Genomic DNA, 20,446 nt, shown 5'->3' on the forward strand with positions numbered 1-20,446 from the left:
CGTAGGTGCACTACATTCGGTTATTCGTTTGACTAAAAAACTTTTGTCTCAGCCTCATCTCACTCTTCCGCGATATTTATTACGATTAATGAACGAAAATAGTGTGAAATAAATACAGAAAAACAGTACAGGTAATGTGACATATATTGGGATAAGCTGCATCAACCCAAGCAAATTTAAAAGTATGGCAAAGAAAGTTAAAATAATGAATAGATATGGAAGTAACTCTCGCATAAGTATGTCCCCCTAGTATGTGTAAAGTGTCTACTAATATATATGTACGAACGTAAAATAATAGAAGTGACAGATTTGTGAAAAGGAGGGCAAGTTTATTGCTAAAATCGATTATACCTGATATATTAATAATGTGAGATGAATCACAAACAAAACCCCTTTGTTTGATCATGAAACTTTCTCCCATCCCCCTTTGTTTTGATACAAAGAAGTGAGAAAAGAAGGATATACGCTGCCCCGTATATCCTTTATTTTTTTGTTTTTAAACAAAAAAACCAGGGGATTCCCTTGGTTTCATCTAAAAAATATTCATATAAAAGGTTTTACCTTTATTTAAACTCGTTATATTGCCAGAAAGAACCGTGCTTGGCTGGTATCTTTTCCACTACTTGCTTCAACTGCAATTTCTTCATTTCTCGCTCAGCTTTTTCCAGTGACCAATTATATACAACAGATACTTCTTTTGTCCCAACTACCCCATAATGTTGTACAAAATCCTCTAAGGAAGGGTGTTGCGAGGGAATAGGGAGATGTTCAGTCATCTCACTAAGCACACGTACATAAATCTCATATGGGTAGAGCCCTGATATTTTTATTCCTTGTTCTTCTATATTTTTATGGAAAAATACCATTGTAGGCATATAATCAATTTCCATCTCGTGATTTAGCTTATAATCACACTGGAGTGCTTTCTTAGCAGTATCAGAATGTAAATCATTTTTAAACTCTTGTAAGTCTAGCTTTGCAGCTTTTGCACATTCTATCAAAACAGACTCTTGCGATATGTCTTTTTTCTTTAGAAATAAACTTTCTTGTACTTTACGTAAAAAAACTTTACCGTACCGAATACCTTGAAGTTCTGCAGCCTTTATAGCTAAGTAGGCCGTTATAGGGGAGTGTATCGGGTTCTCTAACCACAAGTCACCATCACAGCTCATGCCGGTTCTAGATGCAGTACGTTCCCATATTTCTCTGAGCTTTCTTGGTTGGTCAAAATTATCATGATTAAGCGGCTTAGAGGCTCCTGAAATAATTGGTCTAAACGTAAACAATCGTCCAAATTCAATTGATAGCTTTTTTAAATACGGCTCTAGTGACCAGCATTCCGGACACATCGGGTCGATAAACACATAAATTTCAATGGGTTTTTTTACAGCATCACAACTATATTCGGACGATGTGTTTGCTTTTTGAGAGCTTTCTAGTTCAAGTAGTTCCCAACTCACATCGATTCTCCTTTCTACGGTTCGGGTGTATTCATCATATGATTAGCGGTCATGGTCAATTTCTCAAATATAGCCGTACGGTATGGTTCTTCAATTTGAGCTTCTTCTAGTGCCGCTTCCATGCAGTCTAACCAAGCATCTCTTCTTGATGGAGTAATTTCAAAAGGTAGGTGTCTACGTCTCATCATAGGTGCTCCGCGTTCCTCTGTATAAAGATTTGGTCCTCCGAAGAATTGGGTTAAGAATAAAGTTTGTTTTCTAGCTGTTTCTGTTAAATCCTCAGGAAATATCGGAATTAATTTTGGATGATTCCCAACACGTTTATAAAAAGCTGTTACAAGGCGTTCAACTGTCTCGTAACCGCCAATTGCTTCAAATACTGTTCGATGATTCACGTCAAATTACTCCTTATAAATTGTGTCTATATTGTAGCAACAATAAATAAGGCTCGGCAACTAATCTGATTCCCCATAATACTATAAGCTAGAGAAGAAACGTTCTATCTTATTTGTAGTTTCTTTTTTTGAAATACCAAAAGTTTGTAAAACCTTCCCTAGGGCTTTTAAACCAGATGCTCTGTCTAGAGACTCTATTTCAAGTTCATAGTCTTCCACATTATTGTAAGTGCTATAGTCTAAGCAAAAAATAAGGCCGTTTTCTTTATATTCTCTACGAACCGTTGTAAGACTTCCGTAGTATTGTAAATCACTAATTTCAATATTCATTTTGTTTAATTGATTAGTAGTGGCTTCTTTCGGAATTGGTTTATTTTTTATCCATTCAATTGCTTCGTCTTCTGTTAAAGAGTCATGAGTTTCTAATAAACCACCTTGATAAGGCTCCTTTAATGTTAGTTTGTATAGATTATTCTTTTTCCGAATTCTTAATGCAGAATGGTTATTTCTCAACTGGAAATCTGGGGTTTCAAAGTAATAGTTTGTTTGCTTCATTCCATCTTTCGGAAAAGGAAGTTTTTCTAATAAGGTTTCATATTCTGCTTTCGTTAATAAGTTTTTGAACTCAATTTCTATTTCTTGTGACATATTATTCCTCCAGCAAATGCTTAATTACATTGATTATGGCGAAATAGAAAAAAATATGCAAAGAATATCCATTTTATTTGTGTTAAAATAAAGACGAAATAGTCATATGTAACAGGTGGTGTCATAAATGAATTGGGAAGCGATACTTGCACCATATTCACAGGTTGTTGAAGAATTAAAGGTTAAATTAAAAGGGATGCGCTCACAATTTGAACATGAGACAAGACATTCTCCGATAGAGTTTATTGTAGGAAGAGTAAAGCCAGTACAAAGTATTTTAGAAAAAGCAGAAAAAAGGAAAATACCTTTTGATCGAATAGAACAAGATATTCAAGACATTGCAGGAATTCGTGTTGTTTGTCAATTTGTTGATGATATCTATACCGTTGTTGATATGTTAAGGTCTCGAAAGGACTTTACCATAGTGGAGGAAAAGGATTATATTGCCAATGAAAAGGAAAGTGGCTATCGCTCTTTCCATATGTTGATTGAATATCCGGTTGAAACAATTCATGGCAATAAAGTTGTTATGGCGGAAATACAAATTCGAACATTAGCGATGAATTTTTGGGCTACGAATGAGCATTCATTAAATTATAAATATAAAGGCAGAATCCCAGAGGATATTAAATTACGATTACAGCTTGCTGGGGAAGCTGCATTTAAGCTTGATGAAGAAATGTCAAAGATAAAAACAGAAATACAAGAAGCACAACGTATCTTTCATCGAAAATAAGTTGGTATCATAGGGAGGGCAAGAGGTTGAAGTTTAAAATTATTTCAAAGGGAGACGAAAGATCGAATAAGATTAAAGCAAAGATGAAACAGCATTTAATTGATTTTGATCTACTTTACGATAAAGAAGAACCGGACTTGGTTATTTCCGTTGGGGGAGATGGAACGTTTTTAGAAGCATTCCATCGATATAATCATCGCCTGAGTAACACTGCGTTTATCGGAATTCATACTGGACATCTAGGATTTTATGCAGACTATGTCCCGGAAGAATTAGAGAAGCTTGTAATTGAAATTGCGAAAACACCTTACCAAATCGTGGAATATCCATTGCTTGAGGTTATTATCCGTTCTAAGACTGGAAATAAGACCGATACATATTTAGCTTTAAATGAAGCGACGATTAAGACACCGGAAAGCTCAGTTGTATTTGATGTAGAGATAAGAGGAGAGCGGTTTGAAACGTTTCGTGGTGACGGGCTATGTATTTCCACACCATCAGGAAGTACAGCTTATAATAAAGCACTCGGTGGAGGTATCATTCATCCATCATTAGAAGCAATCCAATTAACCGAAATGGCTTCGATAAATAATCGCGTCTTCCGTACGATTGGGTCACCGTTAATTTTGCCAAAACATCATACTTGTTTGTTAAAACCAATTGTGGACCGAAGCTTCTTTATTACGATTGATCATATTACACACAACTACACAAATGTAAAATCAATTCAATGTAGAGTAGCAAAAGAGAAGATTCGCTTTGCTCGTTTTAGACCGTTTCCATTTTGGAATCGTGTACGTGATTCATTTATTGCGGATAATAATTAAAACATAGGTGAAAACATAAAATGGAATGGATCATCAAGAAAGAAATGGAAGGAAAATTGTTACGGGAATTTTTACAAAATGATCAAGGCTTTTCAAGACGTCTTTTGAAAAGCCTTATTTACAATGGTGGAAAATTACTCGTTAACGGCACAGAAGAAACTTTACGCTATATATTAAAACCTGGGGATATCGTATCTGTAGAGTTTGCGTTAGAGGTAAAAGGAACTTATATGCAGGCAGAAGATATTCCATTGGATATCGTATATGAAGATGACGCCATTCTCATTATTAACAAACAACAAGGAATAGCCACCATTCCTTCTTTTAAACACCAATCAGGAACTCTAGCTAATGGCGTTTTATTTCATTATGAAAAACATAGCATCCCTTATACTGTTCATGTTGTAACCAGACTGGACCGAGATACGTCAGGACTATTACTAATTGCTAAGCATCGATTTAGTCATTCCATTTTATCTACTTTGCAAAAACAAGGTAAAGTGAAGCGGAAGTATTATGCAATCGTAGAAGGCTTGCTAGATAAAAAGAAGGGGATAATCGATGCGAATATTGGTAGAAAAGATGGGTCCATTATAGAACGGACAGTACGGGAGGATGGGCAAAGGGCTGTTACGCATTATGAGGTTGTACGTGAAACAGCTACCCATAGTTTACTACAAATTCAGCTTGAAACTGGAAGAACGCATCAAATTCGAGTGCATTTTTCTCATATTGGCCATCCCCTTGCAGGAGATGATTTATATGGTGGTCAGAAAGCGTTAATTAATCGCCAAGCATTACATTGTTTTAGTTTATGTTTTGAACATCCAGTATCCAAAGAGTGGATGACATTCCATGCTTCCTTACCTAAAGAAATGATGGAGATCCTTTCTGACAACTAATTAAGCGTCTGGAAAGGATCTAAATTTTTCTTCATTGAATGGCTGTAGAGATGGGACAGAGACAATATTCTCTTCTGGAAGCCTAAAAGCGGTTAGTTTGTTTCCAAAAACACATCCAGTATCAATATTAATTGTTTTATTAACAATTCTAGGATTTAGTACTGGAGTATGTCCATACACAATCCAATTATTTCCCCGATAATGTTGTGCCCAGTCTCTTCGAATTGGTTTTCCAGATTCATCAATTTCCCCTGTTATATCACCGTATAATACAAACGTTTTTACCTTTTTATCCAGTCTTCCAATATAAGATTGTTTGATTCCTGCATGGGCAATTACTGCATTTACTTCTGGTAATTGTAGATAGAGTGGTGCTTCCTCATACAATCTCATGAACTGATTTCGTACATGCCCCTGCATTTTATTATCTAATGCCTCAAATTCTGCAACGGTAGTTTCTAATCCATGTTGCTGCTTCACGTTATTTCCTAAGAAAAAACGATACAGTTTATTACAATGGTTACCCGGGACATATTTTGCTACCTTTTCTTTTACAACCATCTTATAAACTAATTGAATGACCTTTATTGACTCTGGTCCACGGTCAGTTAGATCACCGACAAATATAGGAATTCTATTTTGGGGGTGAATATATAGGTCATTAATTTTTTCATAGCCTAACTCCTCAAATAGTGTACATAACTCTTTAAAACAACCATGAATATCGCCAAACACATCAACTTTCAACATATCACCTCATTAAAAAAAGAAAGCGAGAATAGTTTTTGCTATTCTCGCTTATTCAAACATATATTTTTTCGTTCTAGAATGGATATTTAGTACAATCCCAATTGCAATTAAATACGTTAATGTTGAACTACCACCATAGCTTAAGAAAGGTAATGGCAAACCAGTTATTGGAAGGAGCTGAATGGACATGCCAATATTTTGGAAAATTTGATAGGCAAACATACCAACAATCCCTGTTACAATATAGCTACCATAGCTGTCATTACTTTGGATCGCAATATGGATTAAACGATATAGTAATAAGAAAAATAGTGTGACAACAATACTTGATCCGATAAAACCGAATTGTTCTGAAATAGCAGTGAATATCATGTCAGTATGGCGTTCGGGAACACTAACTTGCATAACTTCAATTCCTTTACCAAACAACTGACCAGATCCAATCGCCATCATCGCACGAATTAATTGATAACCTGAATCGGAGTACTGCTCAGGGTGTAGCCAACCATAGAAACGACTGGAAACGTGCTTGAAAATCGTTTCTTCAAGAAATACAGCTACAGAATCTGGAAATATAAAATATGCAGCAATAATGATGCCAATTATACCTAATGTAATTAATAGTATACTAAAAATTAATCGCCAACTAATCCCAGATACTAAAATCATCGCCCCAGTAATAGCAGCTAGAACAAGTAATCCTCCTAAGTCAGGTTGCACAGCGACTAAACCCATAGGGGGAAGCGCGATTAATAAAATTTTTCCAAGTAACCAAAGGTCACTTTTAATCGTTTGTTTTATATACTTATTATTGTGAGTGTACATCACATGGGCGAATGTCAATATAAGAATTACTTTCATAAATTCAGCTGGCTGAATTGTTCCAAGTAAAGGGAAACTAATCCAACTAACCGCTTCATTAGCTTCAACTATAATCATGGGTGGAAACCGGAAAAAAAGCATTAATAGCATCGTCATACCGACCCCATACATTATCCAAGTTAGTTGTCGGAATCGGTCGTAATCAATTAACATAATTAATGCAATTATAATGCTGCCACCCACATACCAAATAATTTGCTTTTCAAAAAAGTTTTGATTGGCAAGTTTTGCAGGAAGAGTAGGTTCAACCGTGTGTATCGTAAATATACTTACAATAGCTAACAGCAGTATAATTGAAATTAATGTATAATCAATGTTATTTTTATTAGTATTCATGTCTAATCCTAACTTTCTATTTAATTCTTTTGCTACTTAAAGTTTACACGATTTCATCAGTTTTTTTAAGCATTATATAATTATACCATCAATCTTGTTTTAGATGTATGATTTAATAGGGGATGGTATAACTACAATAGGATTTTAAGGGGGGCTGTACATTGGAAAATATTGAGATCGATAAAGAAGAGTATATGGATAAACTTAAGAATTTCCTAATTAATGAGAATATGGATGGTTTTAGAGATTATTTTCTGGACATGCACCCATATGATAGAGCTTTGTTTTTTACGGATGTGGAAGAACAGGAAAGACTATTAATTTATAGCTATCTATCTCCAGAAGAAGTAGCGGAGATGATGGAACATATAGAACTAGAGAATATTCAGCCGTTTTTTGCCGAAATGGATCCAAATTTTGCATCCATGGTATTTGCCGAGATGTCAACTGATGATGCGGTAGATATATTGAATGAAATGGAAAAAGATAAGGTAGTTAGTTTGTTAACGATAATGGATGAAGAAGATGCTGACGAAATTAAAGACCTTCTTCACTATGAGGAAAAAACAGCCGGTAGTATTATGACGACGGAATTTATTTCCGTTTATAAAACGCAGACTGTTAAAGAAACAATGTTACAACTGAAAGAAGAAGGTCCAGATGCAGAAACGATTTATTATTTATATGTAGTAGATGAAGATAAAAGACTGGTAGGTGTTCTTTCTTTACGTGACTTGATTGTGGCAGATGATCATGCAATTATTGAAGGCATTATGAATGAAAATGTCTTTCACGTATCGGTAGCAGACGATCAGGAAGAAGTAGCGAAAGTCATGCGAGATTACGATTTTCTTGCCGTCCCAGTAATAGGTTTCCAGCAGCACTTACTAGGGATTATTACTGTTGATGATATTTTAGATGTTATTGATGAAGAAGCAAGTGAGGATTATTCGCGACTCGCTGGTATTTCTGATGGAGAAAGAAGGGATGCTAATCCACTGGTAGCTGCGAGAAAACGACTGCCATGGTTAATAATATTATTGTTTTTAGGATTGGTTACTGCAAGCCTCATTGGTCAATTCGAAGATACTTTAAATCAGGTTACGATTTTATCGATATTTATTCCACTTATAGCTGGTATGGCCGGGAATACAGGAACCCAGGCACTAGCAGTTGCTGTTAGAGGATTAGCTACAGGGGAGTATGGTGATACTGGTAAATTAAAGTTAATTCTACGTGAAGCAGGAACAGGCCTCATAACAGGAACTGTATGTGGACTGATTATTTCTGTCGTTATTTTTCTCTGGCAAGATAACCTATTCTTAGGAGTATTAGTAGGACTATCTATTATGGCGACCTTAGTTGTAGCAACACTAGCCGGATCACTGATTCCTATCTTAATGGACAGATTAAATATTGATCCAGCAGTTGCCTCAGGTCCATTTATTACAACAATAAATGATATCATTTCGGTATTAATTTATTTTGGACTTGCTACAGCGTTTATGAGTTTATTGATATAAGAACGTAAAGCAGGGGGGAATCCTCCTGCTTATTATTTGTACCTGTATACCTAATTAATTCCAAGATAACGACTAGGCATATAACACATATTATTTCCTGAGTTCATATAATAGGTTGACGATAAAAGAAAGGGGTTTATTATATGAAACGCAAGAAATATGCGAGGGAACCTTTACTATATATTCATCAGCCTACGATATCGAGCCCAACCGCACCGATGCAGCATTCTTATACTACACCAAGAAAAACAAAAACAACATCTGATTTCACTCCCCAATCAACAAAAGAACCTGAAAAAACACAAAACATTAAAAAAAAAAGACCTAGTTTAGATGCTTTTAGTAAAGGGGTTACGAACACTAACGAAGTAATGGAGCAACCAAAGGTTAAAAAGAAAAGACCTTCTATTCAAATTCAGGAGGACGTTGAAGCAGAGTCTTCGTCATCCTTGTTTGAAGAATCTATTGACGAAAATAGTGAGGAACGAAAGAAGTTTAAAGATATGTCCATTATGGAAAAAATAGATTATTTCATTAACACTCCATCACATTTACCGAGGATGCGATGTGAAGTTATTACAGATGAGAAGAAGTATCGAGGTATCATATTGGAGAAAGAAAATGAATTAATTGCAATGAGAGTAGGAAGGAGAACAACTCGAATATCAATTAATGATATTAAAGAGATAAGACTATTAGGGTTTTAAATTAAAAAAACACCATGGAAAGAGAGTTTCTCTTTCCATGGTGTTATTAGTATCAGTCAAATACACTAATTGCTGGTAAACAAGTAACGTGGCAGAAGCAATCTAGGTCAACAGTGATACAAATACCAGTGTTCTCTAGATTGTCAGTTGATTGGTCACAAGGATCCTTTAAGTGGTCACAAGTGCAAGGATCTTCTGGATCGCGAAGTAATTCTAAAACAGCACAACAGTCATCTGTTACTGTTTTTACACGGAAGATAAAGCTAGATTTTAGTTCACCGATAGTTCCTAGCCCATTTCCGCGTTTTGCTCCAAATCCTTTAAATGGTTTACAATCACCTGCACAGTATAAAATGACAGGTACTGTATCCAAACCATTACCCGGATCTGTTTCACCTAGTAAATCGTTAATTGATTGCTCACAACTAGTGTCGCAGCAATTTTCGACAACGTCGTTTTGAGCATCTACAATATCACGAAGAATCTCACAAACGCAGGAATCAGTTGCTGCACCTTCTACTCTACCATGGCCACAACCCATGAAACATTTCTCCTTTCTAATGCTTATTGACTTATTGTCTCTAATAGAATATGTGTCTGGTGTTATATGGTGTGGGCACATGTACGATATTTATTTCGTTGTCAGGATTTAAAAGGATATTCTTACTCAATAAAATATCAAGGGAAAACAGGGCATTTGACCATACCTATATTAGAAAGTTACATAGACTAATATCGAGCAAATATCATGAAGGAGTGACATTCATGTCTGAAAATAATAGAAGAGTTATTCGTGTAAAAGACCTTGTGATTGAAGCTGAAAATGTTATTATCAGGCCAAAAAGAAGACCTGATCCTATTTTTGGTGGATTTAGAGACGATGTACGAGATGAAGTGGAATCAAGTAGTAGTGAAAGCCTTAAATCGGATGATTTAGACGATGATGAAAGAGGCCGTCGTCCGTTTTCCTGGATTTAAAACTAAACAGGATGCTTACCATAATCCATAACCACAGCAGCTAAATAAGCTGCTTTTTTTTGCTCATTACTAATTGGAGGGGAGACATGGACAAGGAGAAATTGATAAAGAATCTAGAAATAATAGAAAAGCATCTTGAAAGAAATGAAAAATGGTTCCAAAATCCAGAGAAGAAAATGGTTGCTTTCGATAAAGAAATGACATTATGGAACAATCGTTTTATGAAAAATATTCAGGAAATAGAAAACTGGATGAAAGAGTTTGAAAAGCGGATGGAGGGGTAATTTTTCTGAGAAACGGACATAAAATAATAGAATATTACGAATCTGTTAATAAAGGGTTGAGGGGGTAGTAGAATGGGGTATATATTACCAATTCAACAACATGATCATACAGATTATCAAAGAAGAATAATTACGAATAAACGAACAATCACTTCAGTTGAAAAGCCTTATAAGCTTGTTTTCAAAACAAAATATGAAGATTTAAAACATCAAGAGGAGACTCGGAACCAAAAAGTTGATCTACATTTAAATCAAGTAGAAAGTTCTATTACAAATTTAATTAATATAGATCAAATTTTTAGTGAGATTACTGGTGTAGGACAAATTATAAATGAACGAGTTTAGTAAAGAAATAATAATAGCCCACATAAATTTTGTGGGCTTTTTGCTGATCCAATGACTATTTTTTTGGCTTTCCACGGTTAACAAATGGTAATACTAATAGATCTTCATCCTTCATGTACTCAGCATAGAAGACATCGTTAACATTGTCATATCCTTGTTCTTTCAATTGTTCCATTAACCATTCTTCTGTTAAATTTTTTTCCTCTAAATTATCATAAATTATTTCACCATCGTTTACTAATGTAACTGACAGATTAGCAGGTTGAGGTGCTAATTTCATGTCTTTCCTTGTTGGGGTTTGAAAGTCTGATTTTTTTAAAACAGATAATGTACCGTTAGTTTCTAATATAGCATATTCCACCTCACGCAAAGAAAAAACATCTTTCCCCCTCAACATATGCTGTAATTGATTAATATCTAACTTATTTTTTTTCATGACATCACGAATTAATTTTCCTTTTCGTATCACAATTTCAGGTGAGCCTTCTAATAGTGGTCTAGTCTCCTTATATTTTTGGGTAATAATTTCCGTAATATATAATAAGCCACCCCAAAGTATTAGGACATAGCCAATATGTAAAATCCCTGCTTTATCATCAAATAAAGCATTACCTACAAGTTCACCTAAAATAATCGCAGTAATGAAATCAAATGCAGTTAACTGTGATATTTCTGTTTTTCCTAGCACTTTTGTTAAAACAAAAAGTGCAAAGAAACCAAAGAGTGTGTCTACAAGCATTTGAGAATATGAAGGCACTGTTATTCGTCCCCTTTCCACTAATATAATTACCGAACTGATGCATTGTAATGCATGGAAATTAGTGTATGAACGAAAAAAACAGTTCGTTTTTAAACGAACTGTTTTAATGTAATTCTTTTATCATCGTTACATGAGGTATTCCGGCATCCATAAATTCATCGGATACTGTTTGATAACCTAATTTTTTATAAAACGCTTCTGCATGAGATTGAGCATTTAACTTAGCTTTCGAGTAACCTTCTTCTCTGATTACATTTTCCATCACTTCAATGATTGCTTTACCAATGGATTTTCCTCGGAATTCCTTTAAGACGCAAATACGTTCTAACTTGCCATATCCCTCAACAAACCGTAATCGACTAGCTGCTATCGGCTGTGAATCGAAGTACCCTATGAAGTGAATTGCATTTTCATCATGTATATCAAGCTCTTCTTCTTGTGGTACCTTTTGTTCCTCAACAAATACTGTTGTTCGAACTAAAAATGCATGTTCCTTCTCTAAAGCTGTATCAACTATTTTTATGTTCATACAAGTTCCTTCCCAAAAACAAATGACTCATAGACTGTCCAAGAGCCATTTTCTAATTGATAAAGAAGCTGGAATCGATCAACCTCTTCTTCGAATTGGAAACTCTTCATTTTCAATCTTCCAAAAATATCAGAGTATTCATCGTCCAATAATTTTTGCCCAATAGTAATGTGAGGCACAAAATTATAACGCTTGTTTTGAGGGAATTTCCCAGCGTGAAGTTTTTCATAGAGCTCAATTATCTCAGGTTCAGGCTCTACTTTTAAGTAAATTGTATTTGTTACCGGAACAAAGGAACTTACTTTGTTGATACGAATCTTAAATGGTTTCGTATCATTTGCGACACGTTTTAATTCGGGAATAAGTTCGTCTATCATATCATCATCAGCATCAAAGGCTTCCTTAATGGTAATATGAGGTGGGATTAATGGGTAATGTGGATCATAACGTTTTCGATATGAATTTGCTTCATCTTGAATTTTTTTAGATGGGAAAATTGCGATACCATATTTCATGTTAAAACCTCCTATTCTTTTTCCGTATTTCTTTATTTGTATCTTTTAATTTATAACAAAAACGGTTGTATTAAAAGTGTTTTATTACCTACTTTTACAGAAATTTGAAAATTAGTCAGCGAAAATAGTTTTTAAAGCATTAGTCATGTCCTGTTGCCAATACTTCCAAGTATGTTCACCATCAGGTATTTCTTTAAAATGATAAGTTAGTCCCTTTTGTTCAAGAAGCTCTTTTAGTCTTCGGTTTGGTGTTAAAAAGTCAACTTCAGGACCTTTCGTTGTATCAACACTTGTTTCGGATGTACCAATGGTATGGTATATATCCAACCCTTGTATATTAGTCGCATTTTCTACATGACTAATTACGACATCGTCAACAAGTGGTGATTGCATGATTACTTTTCCAAATGTATTGGGATACTTAATTGCCATAATTAAGGCAAGTGTCCCTGCTAAAGAATCCCCCATTAATGCTCTCGCCCCTCCCATATGATAAGTAGGGAGGAAGTCATCTAGTAGAGGTACAACTTCCTTCATTAAAAATTTACTGTATGCATCAAATTGTTCACCTGATGGATGGTACTTTTTCAACCGATCATATCGGTCTTTATAATGGATACCTACAAAAATTGTATTCTCAATTTCAGCTTCATCATGTAGCAAGTCACTAACAGTTGCTACACGACCAAGCTGATAATAATCATTACCGTCCTGCATAATACAAATATGATATTTATACAATGGTGAAAAAGCTTCCGGTAAATATAATTTCAATGTCATTTTTTCACCAAGAAATTGACTATCTATTTCACGTTCCATCATTTTACCTTTACGTGCCAATCTGTTCACCCCTAAGCAATTAAACTTAGCAATAGTTTAACATGAAAAGCTAAAACTTGTAATCTTAACTGCCGACTACTTCCCGAAGTTGACCTTTGTATAGGTTAAAATAATTTTCTCTTAAGTTTAACAATTCTTCATGATTACCTTTTTCTAGGATTGTTCCATGTTCTAACATCACAATTTGGTCAGCCTCTTGAATCGTATTTAGGCGGTGAGCAATGATGAAGCTAGTTCTTCCTTTCATAAGCTCTTTTAACGCTTCTTGTATCTTAAGTTCAGTAATTGTATCTATATTACTTGTTGCTTCATCTAAAATAAGAATGGTTGGTTCAGCTATAAAGGCTCTTGCTATAGTAAGCAATTGTTTTTGTCCTTGACTAATACCGCTACCATCTTGGTCTAAAATGGTGTCATACCCGTCAGGGAGTTGCATAATAAAATCGTGAGCATTTGCTTTTTTCGCAGCTTCAATTACTTCTTCATCTGTCGCATTTAAGCGACCATAGCGAATATTTTCACGAATCGTATTATGGAACAAGAATGAGTCCTGTAAAACAAACGCCATATGAGAGCGGAGACTAGACCGCTTTATATCTTTTAAATCAATTCCATCAAGTGTAATGGATCCACTATCATAATTATAAAAGCGGGAGATAAGGTTAATGATGGTTGTTTTACCGGCACCAGTATGACCCACAAAAGCAACTGATTGACCAGGTTTTGCTTCAAAGCTTATATTGTCCAGAATTGTTTCGTCCTCATAGCCGAACGAAACATTTTCAAATTTGAAATGGCCATTCGTATTTTCTAGTTCAATAGCATTACCTTCATCTAATTCTTCTTCCACTTCATCTATGACATTAAACACACGTTCAGCACCAGCGACTGCTGAAAGAAGTAGATTAAACTGGTTAGAAAGTTCATTTAATGGACGGGTAAACTGTCTTGCATATTCAGTGAAAATAACAATTGTGCCAACTGTAACAAGTGTGGTGTTAAGTGCAAGAATTCCACCAACTAAAGCAATCATTCCAAAACTTAGGAAGTTTAACATGTTCATCACCTTTGGAATAAAGCCAGCTATGGTTAATGCCCAGAAACCAGAGTGATTTAAGTCTTTATTTTTCACTTCAAATTCATTAATTACTCGTTCTTCTTGTGAGTAGGTTTTTACTACATGTTGTCCTGACACAGTTTCTTCTACATATCCATTAAGTTCTCCAAGTCTTTTTTGCTGCAATTTATAAAGTGGACCAGTACGCTTTGTAATCCAACGTGTAGCAAAAAACATAACTGGAATGATAGACATCGTCACAACTGTTAACACTGGACTCAAATAAAGCATGACCCCAACCGTTCCAACTAATGTCAACACACTAGAAAATACTTGAATAACTGATTGGTTTAATGTGTTATTCACATTATCAATATCATTCGTGATCCGACTCATTAATTCACCATGTTGTCTTTTATCAAAATAAGCGATTGGTAAGCGATGGAATTTACGAAAAAGTTCTGAACGTAAATCATAAACCGTATTTTGTGCAATACCAATCATCCAAAAGCTTTGTAGAAAGATAGAAAGTGAATTTAATAGATATACACCTAGTAGCCCAATCGCAAGTAGAGCTAATCCTTGAGCTTCTTTTGTCATGATGAAGAAATCAATAGCCTTACCTACCATAAATGGTCCTAGTAAACTCATAGCTGAGCTGATAAGCACCATAAGAACTACAAGCCAAAGTCTTGTTTTTTCTCTAGCAAGATATGACCAAATTCGTTTAATCGTACCCCAGGTATTTTTTGCTCTTTTTTTTGTAACTTCTTCCGATATATTTTCAAGTGGTATTTTTTCATATTGAAAAGGATCTTTTAATTTTTGTTTAATGGACATTCGGATACTCCTTTCCAAATTGAGATTCCACAATTCTTTGGTACAATTCAGACTCCCGTAGTAATTCATCATGAGTACCAATATGAAGCATGTTACCTTCATCTAATAGTAAAATTCTATCCGCATTCATCGCAGTGGATACCTTTTGTGTAATGATTAATAACGTATTTAAGTCATCTTGAATAGCGTCTAATAGCTTAGCTTCCGTAGCTAAATCAAGAGCACTAGTACTATCATCTAGCATAAGAATTTTAGGTTTTCGAATTAGTGCTCTTGCAATGGAAATACGTTGTTTTTGTCCTCCAGATAAGTTAACACCTTTTTGACCAATTTGAGTTTGATATTGATTAGGAAGCTCCATAATGGTGTCATGGATTTGTGCGTCTTTAGCAGCTTTTAAAATTTCTTCTTGTGTGGCATTGTCTTTACCCCAAGAAATATTTTCGATAATTGGTCCACTGAACAGTAATGGACTTTGTGGAACATATCCAATTGCTTTACGTAATGTTTCTAATTTATAGGAGGAAATTGGCTTATCGTCAATAAGAATTTCGCCACCTGTAACGTCATATAGTCTAGGGATAAGCTGGAATAAAGATGACTTACCTGATCCAGTCGCCCCAATAATTGCTAGTTTTTCACCAGGCTGAACAGTAAAGGAAATGTTATTAATGACAGATTCACGTGATGTTGGATAATGGAAAGTAACCTCTTTAAATTCCACTTTTCCGTTCGTAATTTGTTGTTGAACGTCAGCATCATCCATATCTAATAAATCGACCTTTTCTAAAAGTACTTCACTAATTCTTTCAGCTGAAGCTTTCGTACGAGAAATGGCCATAATAATGAAAGAAAACATCGATATTGCCATGGCAACTCGCATTGCATAGTTAACAATGGCTACTACATCACCGACTTCTGCGTTACCAGCAATGGTCTGTGAGTTTCCAAACCAAATTATTGCAATAATACTCAAATTCATTACAAATAATAATACGGGCATGGATGCTTCAACGAAACGAAATGTTCTTCTAGTAGTATCGCGTAAATTAGTATTGGCATCTGTAAACCGATTTTCTTCATAATCACGTCTAAAGAATGCTTTTATTAGTCGCATTCCTGCCAGGTTCTCCTGCATCACACGGTTAACATGATCAATACTATTTTGGACACGGTTAAACATTTTTGATGCAATCTTAAGAACCCAAAGAAGAAATACAATAAGTAATGGAACGGTAATTAAAAATATAATTGCCAATCTAGGATTTACAATAAATGCCATAACGACTCCACCTATTGCGATAAGTGGTGCTTTTAACATGATCCGTAAGCTCATAAAAATGGTATTTTGAATTTGACGAACATCATTAGTAAAAAGGGTCATTAAATGAGAGGTAGGGAATCGATTTAAATTGGCAAATGAGAATTCTTGAATTTTCTGGAATAATTTCTCCCGAAGATCATGAGCAAATCCCCAGCTAACATGCGATGCATAGAAGGAATTAATAATCCCAGAAGCAAATGAAAATAATGCTAGCCCGATCATGATACTTCCCCACATGACAATATTGTTCAAATCTTTACTTATGACACCATCATCTATCATTTTACCTAAGAAGAATGGTAGTAATAACTCGACAGCTAGTTCGACGAGCATAAGTAAAATGGCAACAATAGCAGATAATTTATATGGTTTTAAATAGGAAAAAACTGTTTTCACGTGAAATTTGCCCCCGTTGTCGAAATTATGAATTTTTTAAAAATAAAAAATGTAGTGCTTTTTTATTATAAAGGATAAACAGGTTTACTTCCAAGAATTTATTTCGAGTTTAGAAATAAATTCAGGGGTTGGGACATATCGCTGTTCGCAGATATAGTGGGTAGAACCGCGGTAATATTGCAAATCGCGCTGATATGTTAGGATAAATGGCAGATATATTGTAAGTTTCGCCGATATAAGTACGTTTACCGCTGATATGTATCCCAAAGATAGATATTGACAGAAGTTACAACAATCCATATAATTAATTCTACAATTACACAGCATGATTCCGTAGCTCAGCTGGGAGAGCGCCACCTTGACAGGGTGGAGGTCGTTGGTTCGAGCCCAATCGGAATCACTAGTAGTACCAAGGGTTTCAGGCTCTTGGTACTTTTCTATTTATCGGTTTTGACCACGTTTTGACCACGTAAAAGATTAGAGAAATTCTCAGATGCTTGTTTTTGCATATCAGGTAAAACATGACTATATGTGTCTAAGGTTACAGTAATTTTGCTATGTCCAAGTCGTTCACTTACTATTTTTGGGTTTTCTCCTAACTTTAGTAGAAGGGTTGCATGTGTATGTCTTAAATCATGAAATCTTATTTTAGTTACTTTTGCTCTATCTATAAACATATTAAAGTTTCTTTGTAGGTTTCTAGGTGAATATGGTGTGCCTATAGATGTTGTTACAACTAATTCACTTTCCGTTTTTTGCTGTTCTTTATGTTTCTTTAGTTCTTCTATAACATCATCCGTAATAGTAATTTGTCGTTTAGAGTTCTTTGTCTTTGGCTCTTGGAAATCAAATCCTCCACCAATCCTAACTAAAGTTTGTACTATATGGATGGTTTTATTGTTAAAGTCAATATCCTTCCACCGTAAACCTAATATTTCTCCCATTCTCATTCCTATATAAATTGCTAATACATATGTTATATGTGTTGGTGCATCTTTTGTTTCGTTAAGAAATTTATCTATTTCCTCAACACTCCACGTCTGCATTTCTTTGTGTTCTGGAATAGGCGCATCGACTTTTTCCATGATATTAATTTTTACTTTATTTGATTTAATAGCATACTTAAATATAGTTGATAGTAAATTATGTACAGTTCTAGCGTAGGATTTAGATAGTCCTTCTTCATTAATCATCTTATTGTATAGAGAATGGACAGTAGAGGGTTCAATGTCTTTTATTTTTACATGCCCTAATTTTGGTTTTATCCTACTATTAATTATTCCCATTCGATTATTTAAAGTGGAAGGACGCATATTATTTTTAGCAACCCATTCTACCCATTCATCAATGACCTGATTTAAAGTTTGATCTGTTTCATTTATATAAGTTTTATTCCTTACCTGTCTTTCTAGTTCCTCAGCAGCAATTTGTGCTTCTTTTTTAGATGAAAATCCAGATACAGTTTTTTGTTTACGTTTCCTTGTAACTGGATCAACACCAATATCAACAGTAAAACTCCATTTTGCTCCACAAGTACATTTCTTCTTGTTTTTGCAGATACATCCTCTTCTTCTGTAATATGCCATGTAAATACACTCCTTTTATAATTTATTTATTGGTTGTTTAATAGTTGGCTCTCCCCAAGGCCGATCTCCCCAACCCTCTAGTTGCTTGTTTAATTCTTCGTATAGGGTATTAATAACTCTCACCATACCATCTTCATCTAAAATATCTAAATCGTTCTTAAACATTAATTGAAGGAATTTATATAGATTTTCAGATTTATTCATTTTTCCTAAAGTTCTTTCTAAGTTTCTTGTAAATTCAAATCCACTGGTTCCGTTTTCAAATGCAATTTGTGATAGTGAAGAGTGTATTCCTTTAATATCAGCGTTGAAAATATCTCTTAATACATGATCACCATTATTTGTTGAATTCTCACTTCTTTTATTAAATTCTTCTTCATGTTTTCTATATTCTATATAATCATCGGCATATGCCTTTTGTCTTGCTTCATATTCCTCGTAATACTCTTTAGAATTTTCTTGTCTGTCGATTGCTTCTTGGATTCTAACTTCTTCACGTTCAGGGGATATAAACCCGAAACTCTCTAAGTAATCTTCAATTCTTTCTTCTTCTATACCTATCCGTTTAAATATTTCATACAACATATCAAAGTCAGGTTTTTTATTATGTCCATTTTCTATCTGTGAAATATATGCCCCTCCCTTACCGAGTTCTTTTGATAATTCTACAGAGTTGATCTTTTTAGCTTTTCTACGTTGCTTGATAAATTCTCCTATTGTTCCTTCAAAGTTAAGATAATACTTCATATAACCTTGTTCCTCCTATTCAATCATATACTATCATGAGTATACCAATTATTTCATAGTAGCACAATAATTTTTGTTGATTTTAGTTAAAATGAGGAATTTTGATGAAATAAAATAAAAAAGTTTCATATTAAGGGTTGTATTTTATGATAACTGGTGATAATATTAATTTAAAGAATGATAGTACATGATATTAAATGATAATAGAAGGGAGGATAACGGTTGATCGAAATCAAATTAGACGAAAGGGAAGTAAAAAAGATTTATGCAGAACAGTTAGAAGAACACTTTAACAAACTAGATAACGAAATGTTGTTCTGGGATTCAAAGACATTAGAAGAAAAAACTAACTTATGTATGAACACAATTAAAAAAGAATTTTTCTATGATCCCAATTTTCCAAAACATAAGATTGGCAACAAGTGGTACTATCCTGCTGCAAAGACTAAGCAATTTTTATTGGATTGGATAGAGAAGAAATAATACATAATTTATTAAATTCAAATTTTAGAAAGGGGGGATAAAAGTGGAGGTAGTGAATTTAGGCGGTATTATACAAATAAATGCAAGTTATTTTGAAGCATCGTTACTATCTATTGCCTTAGACAGATATTGCTTAAAACATCCAGATGATGAACTTGCGAAAGAGTTAGCGTTAGAACTTCATAATCCACCTGTTAAAACTGGAATTTAATTATACATACACCAAGACTTACAGAAATAAAAAAAATATATTAAAAAGGGGATAAGAGAACATGGAAAAAACAATTATCGGAGGAAAAATAAAAATAATGGCAGATACTTGTGAAAACTTATATCAAGATCTGATAGGAAAAACTGTAACTGTTGTTGATATGGAAGTGATGGATGATAACATGTTTTTTTACACCGTTACCGGTACTGGACGAAAATCAAAAAGTCCTTACTTAAAAGGTGATGAAGAGATAGTTTTCGGTAGAGATGTTGAAATAATAGAGTACGCAGAATTTGAACCCATCTTCAAATGATGGGTTTTCTTTTCCAATTTGATAAGCAAGGGGATGATTTATATAAACAATAAAACTAAGGAGGGAAAAACT

The 20,446-nt window shown here is 34.4% G+C and carries 26 protein-coding genes and 1 tRNA gene; 12 read left to right on the forward strand and 15 right to left on the reverse strand.

Going from position 1 to position 20,446, the window contains the following annotated elements; all coding sequences use genetic code 11:
• Positions 1-54 precede the first annotated feature (54 nt).
• The 4 genes from AB1K81_RS02310 to AB1K81_RS02325 all read right to left on the reverse strand — a co-directional run bounded on the left by AB1K81_RS02310 (position 55) and on the right by AB1K81_RS02325 (position 2,503).
• Positions 55-234, reverse strand: coding sequence for a hypothetical protein (locus AB1K81_RS02310; protein WP_412975035.1), 180 nt, complete (start codon positions 232-234; stop codon positions 55-57).
• Positions 235-563: 329 nt separating this feature from the next.
• Positions 564-1,460 carry a ClpXP adapter SpxH family protein gene (locus AB1K81_RS02315; protein ID WP_412975036.1) on the reverse strand — a complete coding sequence of 299 codons (897 nt, stop codon included), beginning with the start codon at positions 1,458-1,460 and terminating at the stop codon, positions 564-566.
• 14 nt (positions 1,461-1,474) lie between these two features.
• Positions 1,475-1,855, reverse strand: coding sequence for a globin domain-containing protein (locus AB1K81_RS02320; RefSeq protein WP_412975037.1), 381 nt, complete (start codon positions 1,853-1,855; stop codon positions 1,475-1,477).
• Positions 1,856-1,936: 81 nt separating this feature from the next.
• A complete protein-coding gene (locus tag AB1K81_RS02325) occupies positions 1,937-2,503 on the reverse strand; it encodes a CYTH domain-containing protein (RefSeq protein ID WP_412975038.1) in 567 nt (188 codons plus the stop codon).
• A gap of 127 nt (positions 2,504-2,630) precedes the next feature.
• Between AB1K81_RS02325 and yjbM the strand changes: the two genes are divergently transcribed.
• From yjbM to AB1K81_RS02340, 3 genes are read left to right on the forward strand one after another with little or no spacing between them, the layout of a single operon-like run.
• Entirely contained in the window at positions 2,631-3,239 is a 609-nt protein-coding gene (gene yjbM, locus AB1K81_RS02330) for a GTP diphosphokinase (RefSeq protein WP_412975039.1), read from the forward strand.
• Positions 3,240-3,265: 26 nt separating this feature from the next.
• On the forward strand, positions 3,266-4,066 hold the full coding sequence (locus AB1K81_RS02335; protein WP_412975040.1) for an NAD kinase: 801 nt from the start codon (positions 3,266-3,268) through the stop codon (positions 4,064-4,066).
• A 20-nt stretch (positions 4,067-4,086) separates the two neighbouring features.
• Positions 4,087-4,968, forward strand: coding sequence for an RluA family pseudouridine synthase (locus AB1K81_RS02340; protein ID WP_412975041.1), 882 nt, complete (start codon positions 4,087-4,089; stop codon positions 4,966-4,968).
• Here the strand turns inward: AB1K81_RS02340 and prpE are convergent, their stop codons facing one another.
• Both prpE and AB1K81_RS02350 read right to left on the reverse strand, forming a co-directional pair.
• Positions 4,969-5,715, reverse strand: coding sequence for a bis(5'-nucleosyl)-tetraphosphatase PrpE (gene prpE / locus AB1K81_RS02345; RefSeq protein ID WP_412975042.1), 747 nt, complete (start codon positions 5,713-5,715; stop codon positions 4,969-4,971).
• Positions 5,716-5,766: 51 nt separating this feature from the next.
• Positions 5,767-6,936 (reverse strand): FtsW/RodA/SpoVE family cell cycle protein, encoded by a 1,170-nt coding sequence (locus AB1K81_RS02350; RefSeq protein ID WP_412975043.1) that lies wholly within the window; start codon positions 6,934-6,936, stop codon positions 5,767-5,769.
• A gap of 161 nt (positions 6,937-7,097) precedes the next feature.
• Here AB1K81_RS02350 and mgtE point away from each other — a divergent pair, with 161 nt between their 5' ends.
• Together mgtE and AB1K81_RS02360 are read left to right on the forward strand one after the other, a co-directional pair.
• Positions 7,098-8,459, forward strand: coding sequence for a magnesium transporter (gene mgtE, locus AB1K81_RS02355; protein ID WP_412975044.1), 1,362 nt, complete (start codon positions 7,098-7,100; stop codon positions 8,457-8,459).
• 143 nt (positions 8,460-8,602) lie between these two features.
• The gene (locus AB1K81_RS02360; RefSeq protein ID WP_412975045.1) at positions 8,603-9,166 is read left to right on the forward strand and encodes a CotO family spore coat protein; all 564 of its coding nucleotides are present in this window, start codon (positions 8,603-8,605) and stop codon (positions 9,164-9,166) included.
• Between the two features lie 52 nt (positions 9,167-9,218).
• Here AB1K81_RS02360 and AB1K81_RS02365 read toward each other — a convergent pair whose 3' ends face one another.
• On the reverse strand, positions 9,219-9,707 hold the full coding sequence (locus AB1K81_RS02365) for a CotY/CotZ family spore coat protein (RefSeq protein ID WP_412975046.1): 489 nt from the start codon (positions 9,705-9,707) through the stop codon (positions 9,219-9,221).
• Positions 9,708-9,931: 224 nt separating this feature from the next.
• Here AB1K81_RS02365 and AB1K81_RS02370 point away from each other — a divergent pair, with 224 nt between their 5' ends.
• The 3 genes from AB1K81_RS02370 (at position 9,932) to AB1K81_RS02380 (ending at position 10,773) form a co-directional block, all read left to right on the forward strand.
• Positions 9,932-10,144, forward strand: a complete 213-nt coding sequence (locus AB1K81_RS02370) for a hypothetical protein (RefSeq protein WP_412975047.1) — start codon at positions 9,932-9,934, stop codon at positions 10,142-10,144.
• Between the two features lie 86 nt (positions 10,145-10,230).
• The gene (locus AB1K81_RS02375) at positions 10,231-10,428 is read left to right on the forward strand and encodes a hypothetical protein (protein WP_412975048.1); all 198 of its coding nucleotides are present in this window, start codon (positions 10,231-10,233) and stop codon (positions 10,426-10,428) included.
• A 72-nt stretch (positions 10,429-10,500) separates the two neighbouring features.
• Entirely contained in the window at positions 10,501-10,773 is a 273-nt protein-coding gene (locus AB1K81_RS02380; protein ID WP_412975049.1) for a hypothetical protein, read from the forward strand.
• 55 nt (positions 10,774-10,828) lie between these two features.
• Here AB1K81_RS02380 and AB1K81_RS02385 read toward each other — a convergent pair whose 3' ends face one another.
• The 6 genes from AB1K81_RS02385 to AB1K81_RS02410 all read right to left on the reverse strand — a co-directional run bounded on the left by AB1K81_RS02385 (position 10,829) and on the right by AB1K81_RS02410 (position 17,034).
• Complete coding sequence (locus tag AB1K81_RS02385) at positions 10,829-11,530, reverse strand: YetF domain-containing protein (RefSeq protein ID WP_412975050.1); 702 nt, start codon at positions 11,528-11,530, stop codon at positions 10,829-10,831.
• A 106-nt stretch (positions 11,531-11,636) separates the two neighbouring features.
• Entirely contained in the window at positions 11,637-12,062 is a 426-nt protein-coding gene (locus tag AB1K81_RS02390) for a GNAT family N-acetyltransferase (protein WP_412975051.1), read from the reverse strand.
• Complete coding sequence (locus AB1K81_RS02395; protein ID WP_412975052.1) at positions 12,059-12,577, reverse strand: YjcG family protein; 519 nt, start codon at positions 12,575-12,577, stop codon at positions 12,059-12,061. Before AB1K81_RS02395 ends, AB1K81_RS02390 begins: the two co-directional genes overlap by 4 nt.
• Positions 12,578-12,688: 111 nt before the next feature.
• Complete coding sequence (locus AB1K81_RS02400; RefSeq protein ID WP_412975053.1) at positions 12,689-13,417, reverse strand: alpha/beta hydrolase; 729 nt, start codon at positions 13,415-13,417, stop codon at positions 12,689-12,691.
• Between the two features lie 64 nt (positions 13,418-13,481).
• Positions 13,482-15,314 (reverse strand): ABC transporter ATP-binding protein, encoded by a 1,833-nt coding sequence (locus tag AB1K81_RS02405; protein WP_412975054.1) that lies wholly within the window; start codon positions 15,312-15,314, stop codon positions 13,482-13,484.
• On the reverse strand, positions 15,304-17,034 hold the full coding sequence (locus AB1K81_RS02410) for an ABC transporter ATP-binding protein (RefSeq protein ID WP_412975055.1): 1,731 nt from the start codon (positions 17,032-17,034) through the stop codon (positions 15,304-15,306). Before AB1K81_RS02410 ends, AB1K81_RS02405 begins: the two co-directional genes overlap by 11 nt.
• A gap of 327 nt (positions 17,035-17,361) precedes the next feature.
• On the opposite strand from AB1K81_RS02410, the gene AB1K81_RS02415 reads away from it, so the two are divergent.
• A tRNA-Val gene (locus tag AB1K81_RS02415) sits at positions 17,362-17,434 on the forward strand.
• A gap of 37 nt (positions 17,435-17,471) precedes the next feature.
• Here AB1K81_RS02415 and AB1K81_RS02420 read toward each other — a convergent pair.
• Together AB1K81_RS02420 and AB1K81_RS02425 are read right to left on the reverse strand one after the other, a co-directional pair.
• The gene (locus tag AB1K81_RS02420) at positions 17,472-18,620 is read right to left on the reverse strand and encodes a site-specific integrase (protein ID WP_412975056.1); all 1,149 of its coding nucleotides are present in this window, start codon (positions 18,618-18,620) and stop codon (positions 17,472-17,474) included.
• A gap of 15 nt (positions 18,621-18,635) precedes the next feature.
• Entirely contained in the window at positions 18,636-19,367 is a 732-nt protein-coding gene (locus AB1K81_RS02425; RefSeq protein ID WP_412975057.1) for a helix-turn-helix domain-containing protein, read from the reverse strand.
• A gap of 222 nt (positions 19,368-19,589) precedes the next feature.
• On the opposite strand from AB1K81_RS02425, the gene AB1K81_RS02430 reads away from it, so the two are divergent.
• The 3 genes from AB1K81_RS02430 to AB1K81_RS02440 all read left to right on the forward strand — a co-directional run bounded on the left by AB1K81_RS02430 (position 19,590) and on the right by AB1K81_RS02440 (position 20,374).
• Positions 19,590-19,850 (forward strand): group-specific protein, encoded by a 261-nt coding sequence (locus AB1K81_RS02430; protein WP_412975058.1) that lies wholly within the window; start codon positions 19,590-19,592, stop codon positions 19,848-19,850.
• 43 nt (positions 19,851-19,893) lie between these two features.
• Positions 19,894-20,061, forward strand: coding sequence for a hypothetical protein (locus AB1K81_RS02435; protein WP_412975059.1), 168 nt, complete (start codon positions 19,894-19,896; stop codon positions 20,059-20,061).
• Positions 20,062-20,122: 61 nt separating this feature from the next.
• Entirely contained in the window at positions 20,123-20,374 is a 252-nt protein-coding gene (locus tag AB1K81_RS02440; protein WP_412975060.1) for a hypothetical protein, read from the forward strand.
• Positions 20,375-20,446 lie beyond the last annotated feature (72 nt).

The sequence above is a fragment of the Ornithinibacillus jepli genome, from assembly GCF_047228935.1.
In the GTDB taxonomy this organism is placed as follows: Bacteria; Bacillota; Bacilli; order Bacillales; family Amphibacillaceae; genus Ornithinibacillus.

Coding starts and splice junctions, on each gene's coding strand:
- AB1K81_RS02405 (WP_412975054.1), bottom strand. CDS start 15,314: ATGTCCATTAAACAAAAATTAAAAGATCCTTTTCAATATGAAAAAATA.
- AB1K81_RS02425 (WP_412975057.1), bottom strand. CDS start 19,367: ATGAAGTATTATCTTAACTTTGAAGGAACAATAGGAGAATTTATCAAG.
- AB1K81_RS02325 (WP_412975038.1), bottom strand. CDS start 2,503: ATGTCACAAGAAATAGAAATTGAGTTCAAAAACTTATTAACGAAAGCA.
- AB1K81_RS02370 (WP_412975047.1), top strand. CDS start 9,932: ATGTCTGAAAATAATAGAAGAGTTATTCGTGTAAAAGACCTTGTGATT.
- AB1K81_RS02360 (WP_412975045.1), top strand. CDS start 8,603: ATGAAACGCAAGAAATATGCGAGGGAACCTTTACTATATATTCATCAG.
- AB1K81_RS02365 (WP_412975046.1), bottom strand. CDS start 9,707: ATGGGTTGTGGCCATGGTAGAGTAGAAGGTGCAGCAACTGATTCCTGC.
- AB1K81_RS02395 (WP_412975052.1), bottom strand. CDS start 12,577: ATGAAATATGGTATCGCAATTTTCCCATCTAAAAAAATTCAAGATGAA.
- AB1K81_RS02340 (WP_412975041.1), top strand. CDS start 4,087: ATGGAATGGATCATCAAGAAAGAAATGGAAGGAAAATTGTTACGGGAA.
- yjbM (WP_412975039.1), top strand. CDS start 2,631: ATGAATTGGGAAGCGATACTTGCACCATATTCACAGGTTGTTGAAGAA.
- AB1K81_RS02440 (WP_412975060.1), top strand. CDS start 20,123: ATGGAAAAAACAATTATCGGAGGAAAAATAAAAATAATGGCAGATACT.
- AB1K81_RS02380 (WP_412975049.1), top strand. CDS start 10,501: ATGGGGTATATATTACCAATTCAACAACATGATCATACAGATTATCAA.
- AB1K81_RS02390 (WP_412975051.1), bottom strand. CDS start 12,062: ATGAACATAAAAATAGTTGATACAGCTTTAGAGAAGGAACATGCATTT.
- AB1K81_RS02375 (WP_412975048.1), top strand. CDS start 10,231: ATGGACAAGGAGAAATTGATAAAGAATCTAGAAATAATAGAAAAGCAT.
- AB1K81_RS02310 (WP_412975035.1), bottom strand. CDS start 234: ATGCGAGAGTTACTTCCATATCTATTCATTATTTTAACTTTCTTTGCC.
- AB1K81_RS02420 (WP_412975056.1), bottom strand. CDS start 18,620: ATGGCATATTACAGAAGAAGAGGATGTATCTGCAAAAACAAGAAGAAA.
- AB1K81_RS02350 (WP_412975043.1), bottom strand. CDS start 6,936: ATGAATACTAATAAAAATAACATTGATTATACATTAATTTCAATTATA.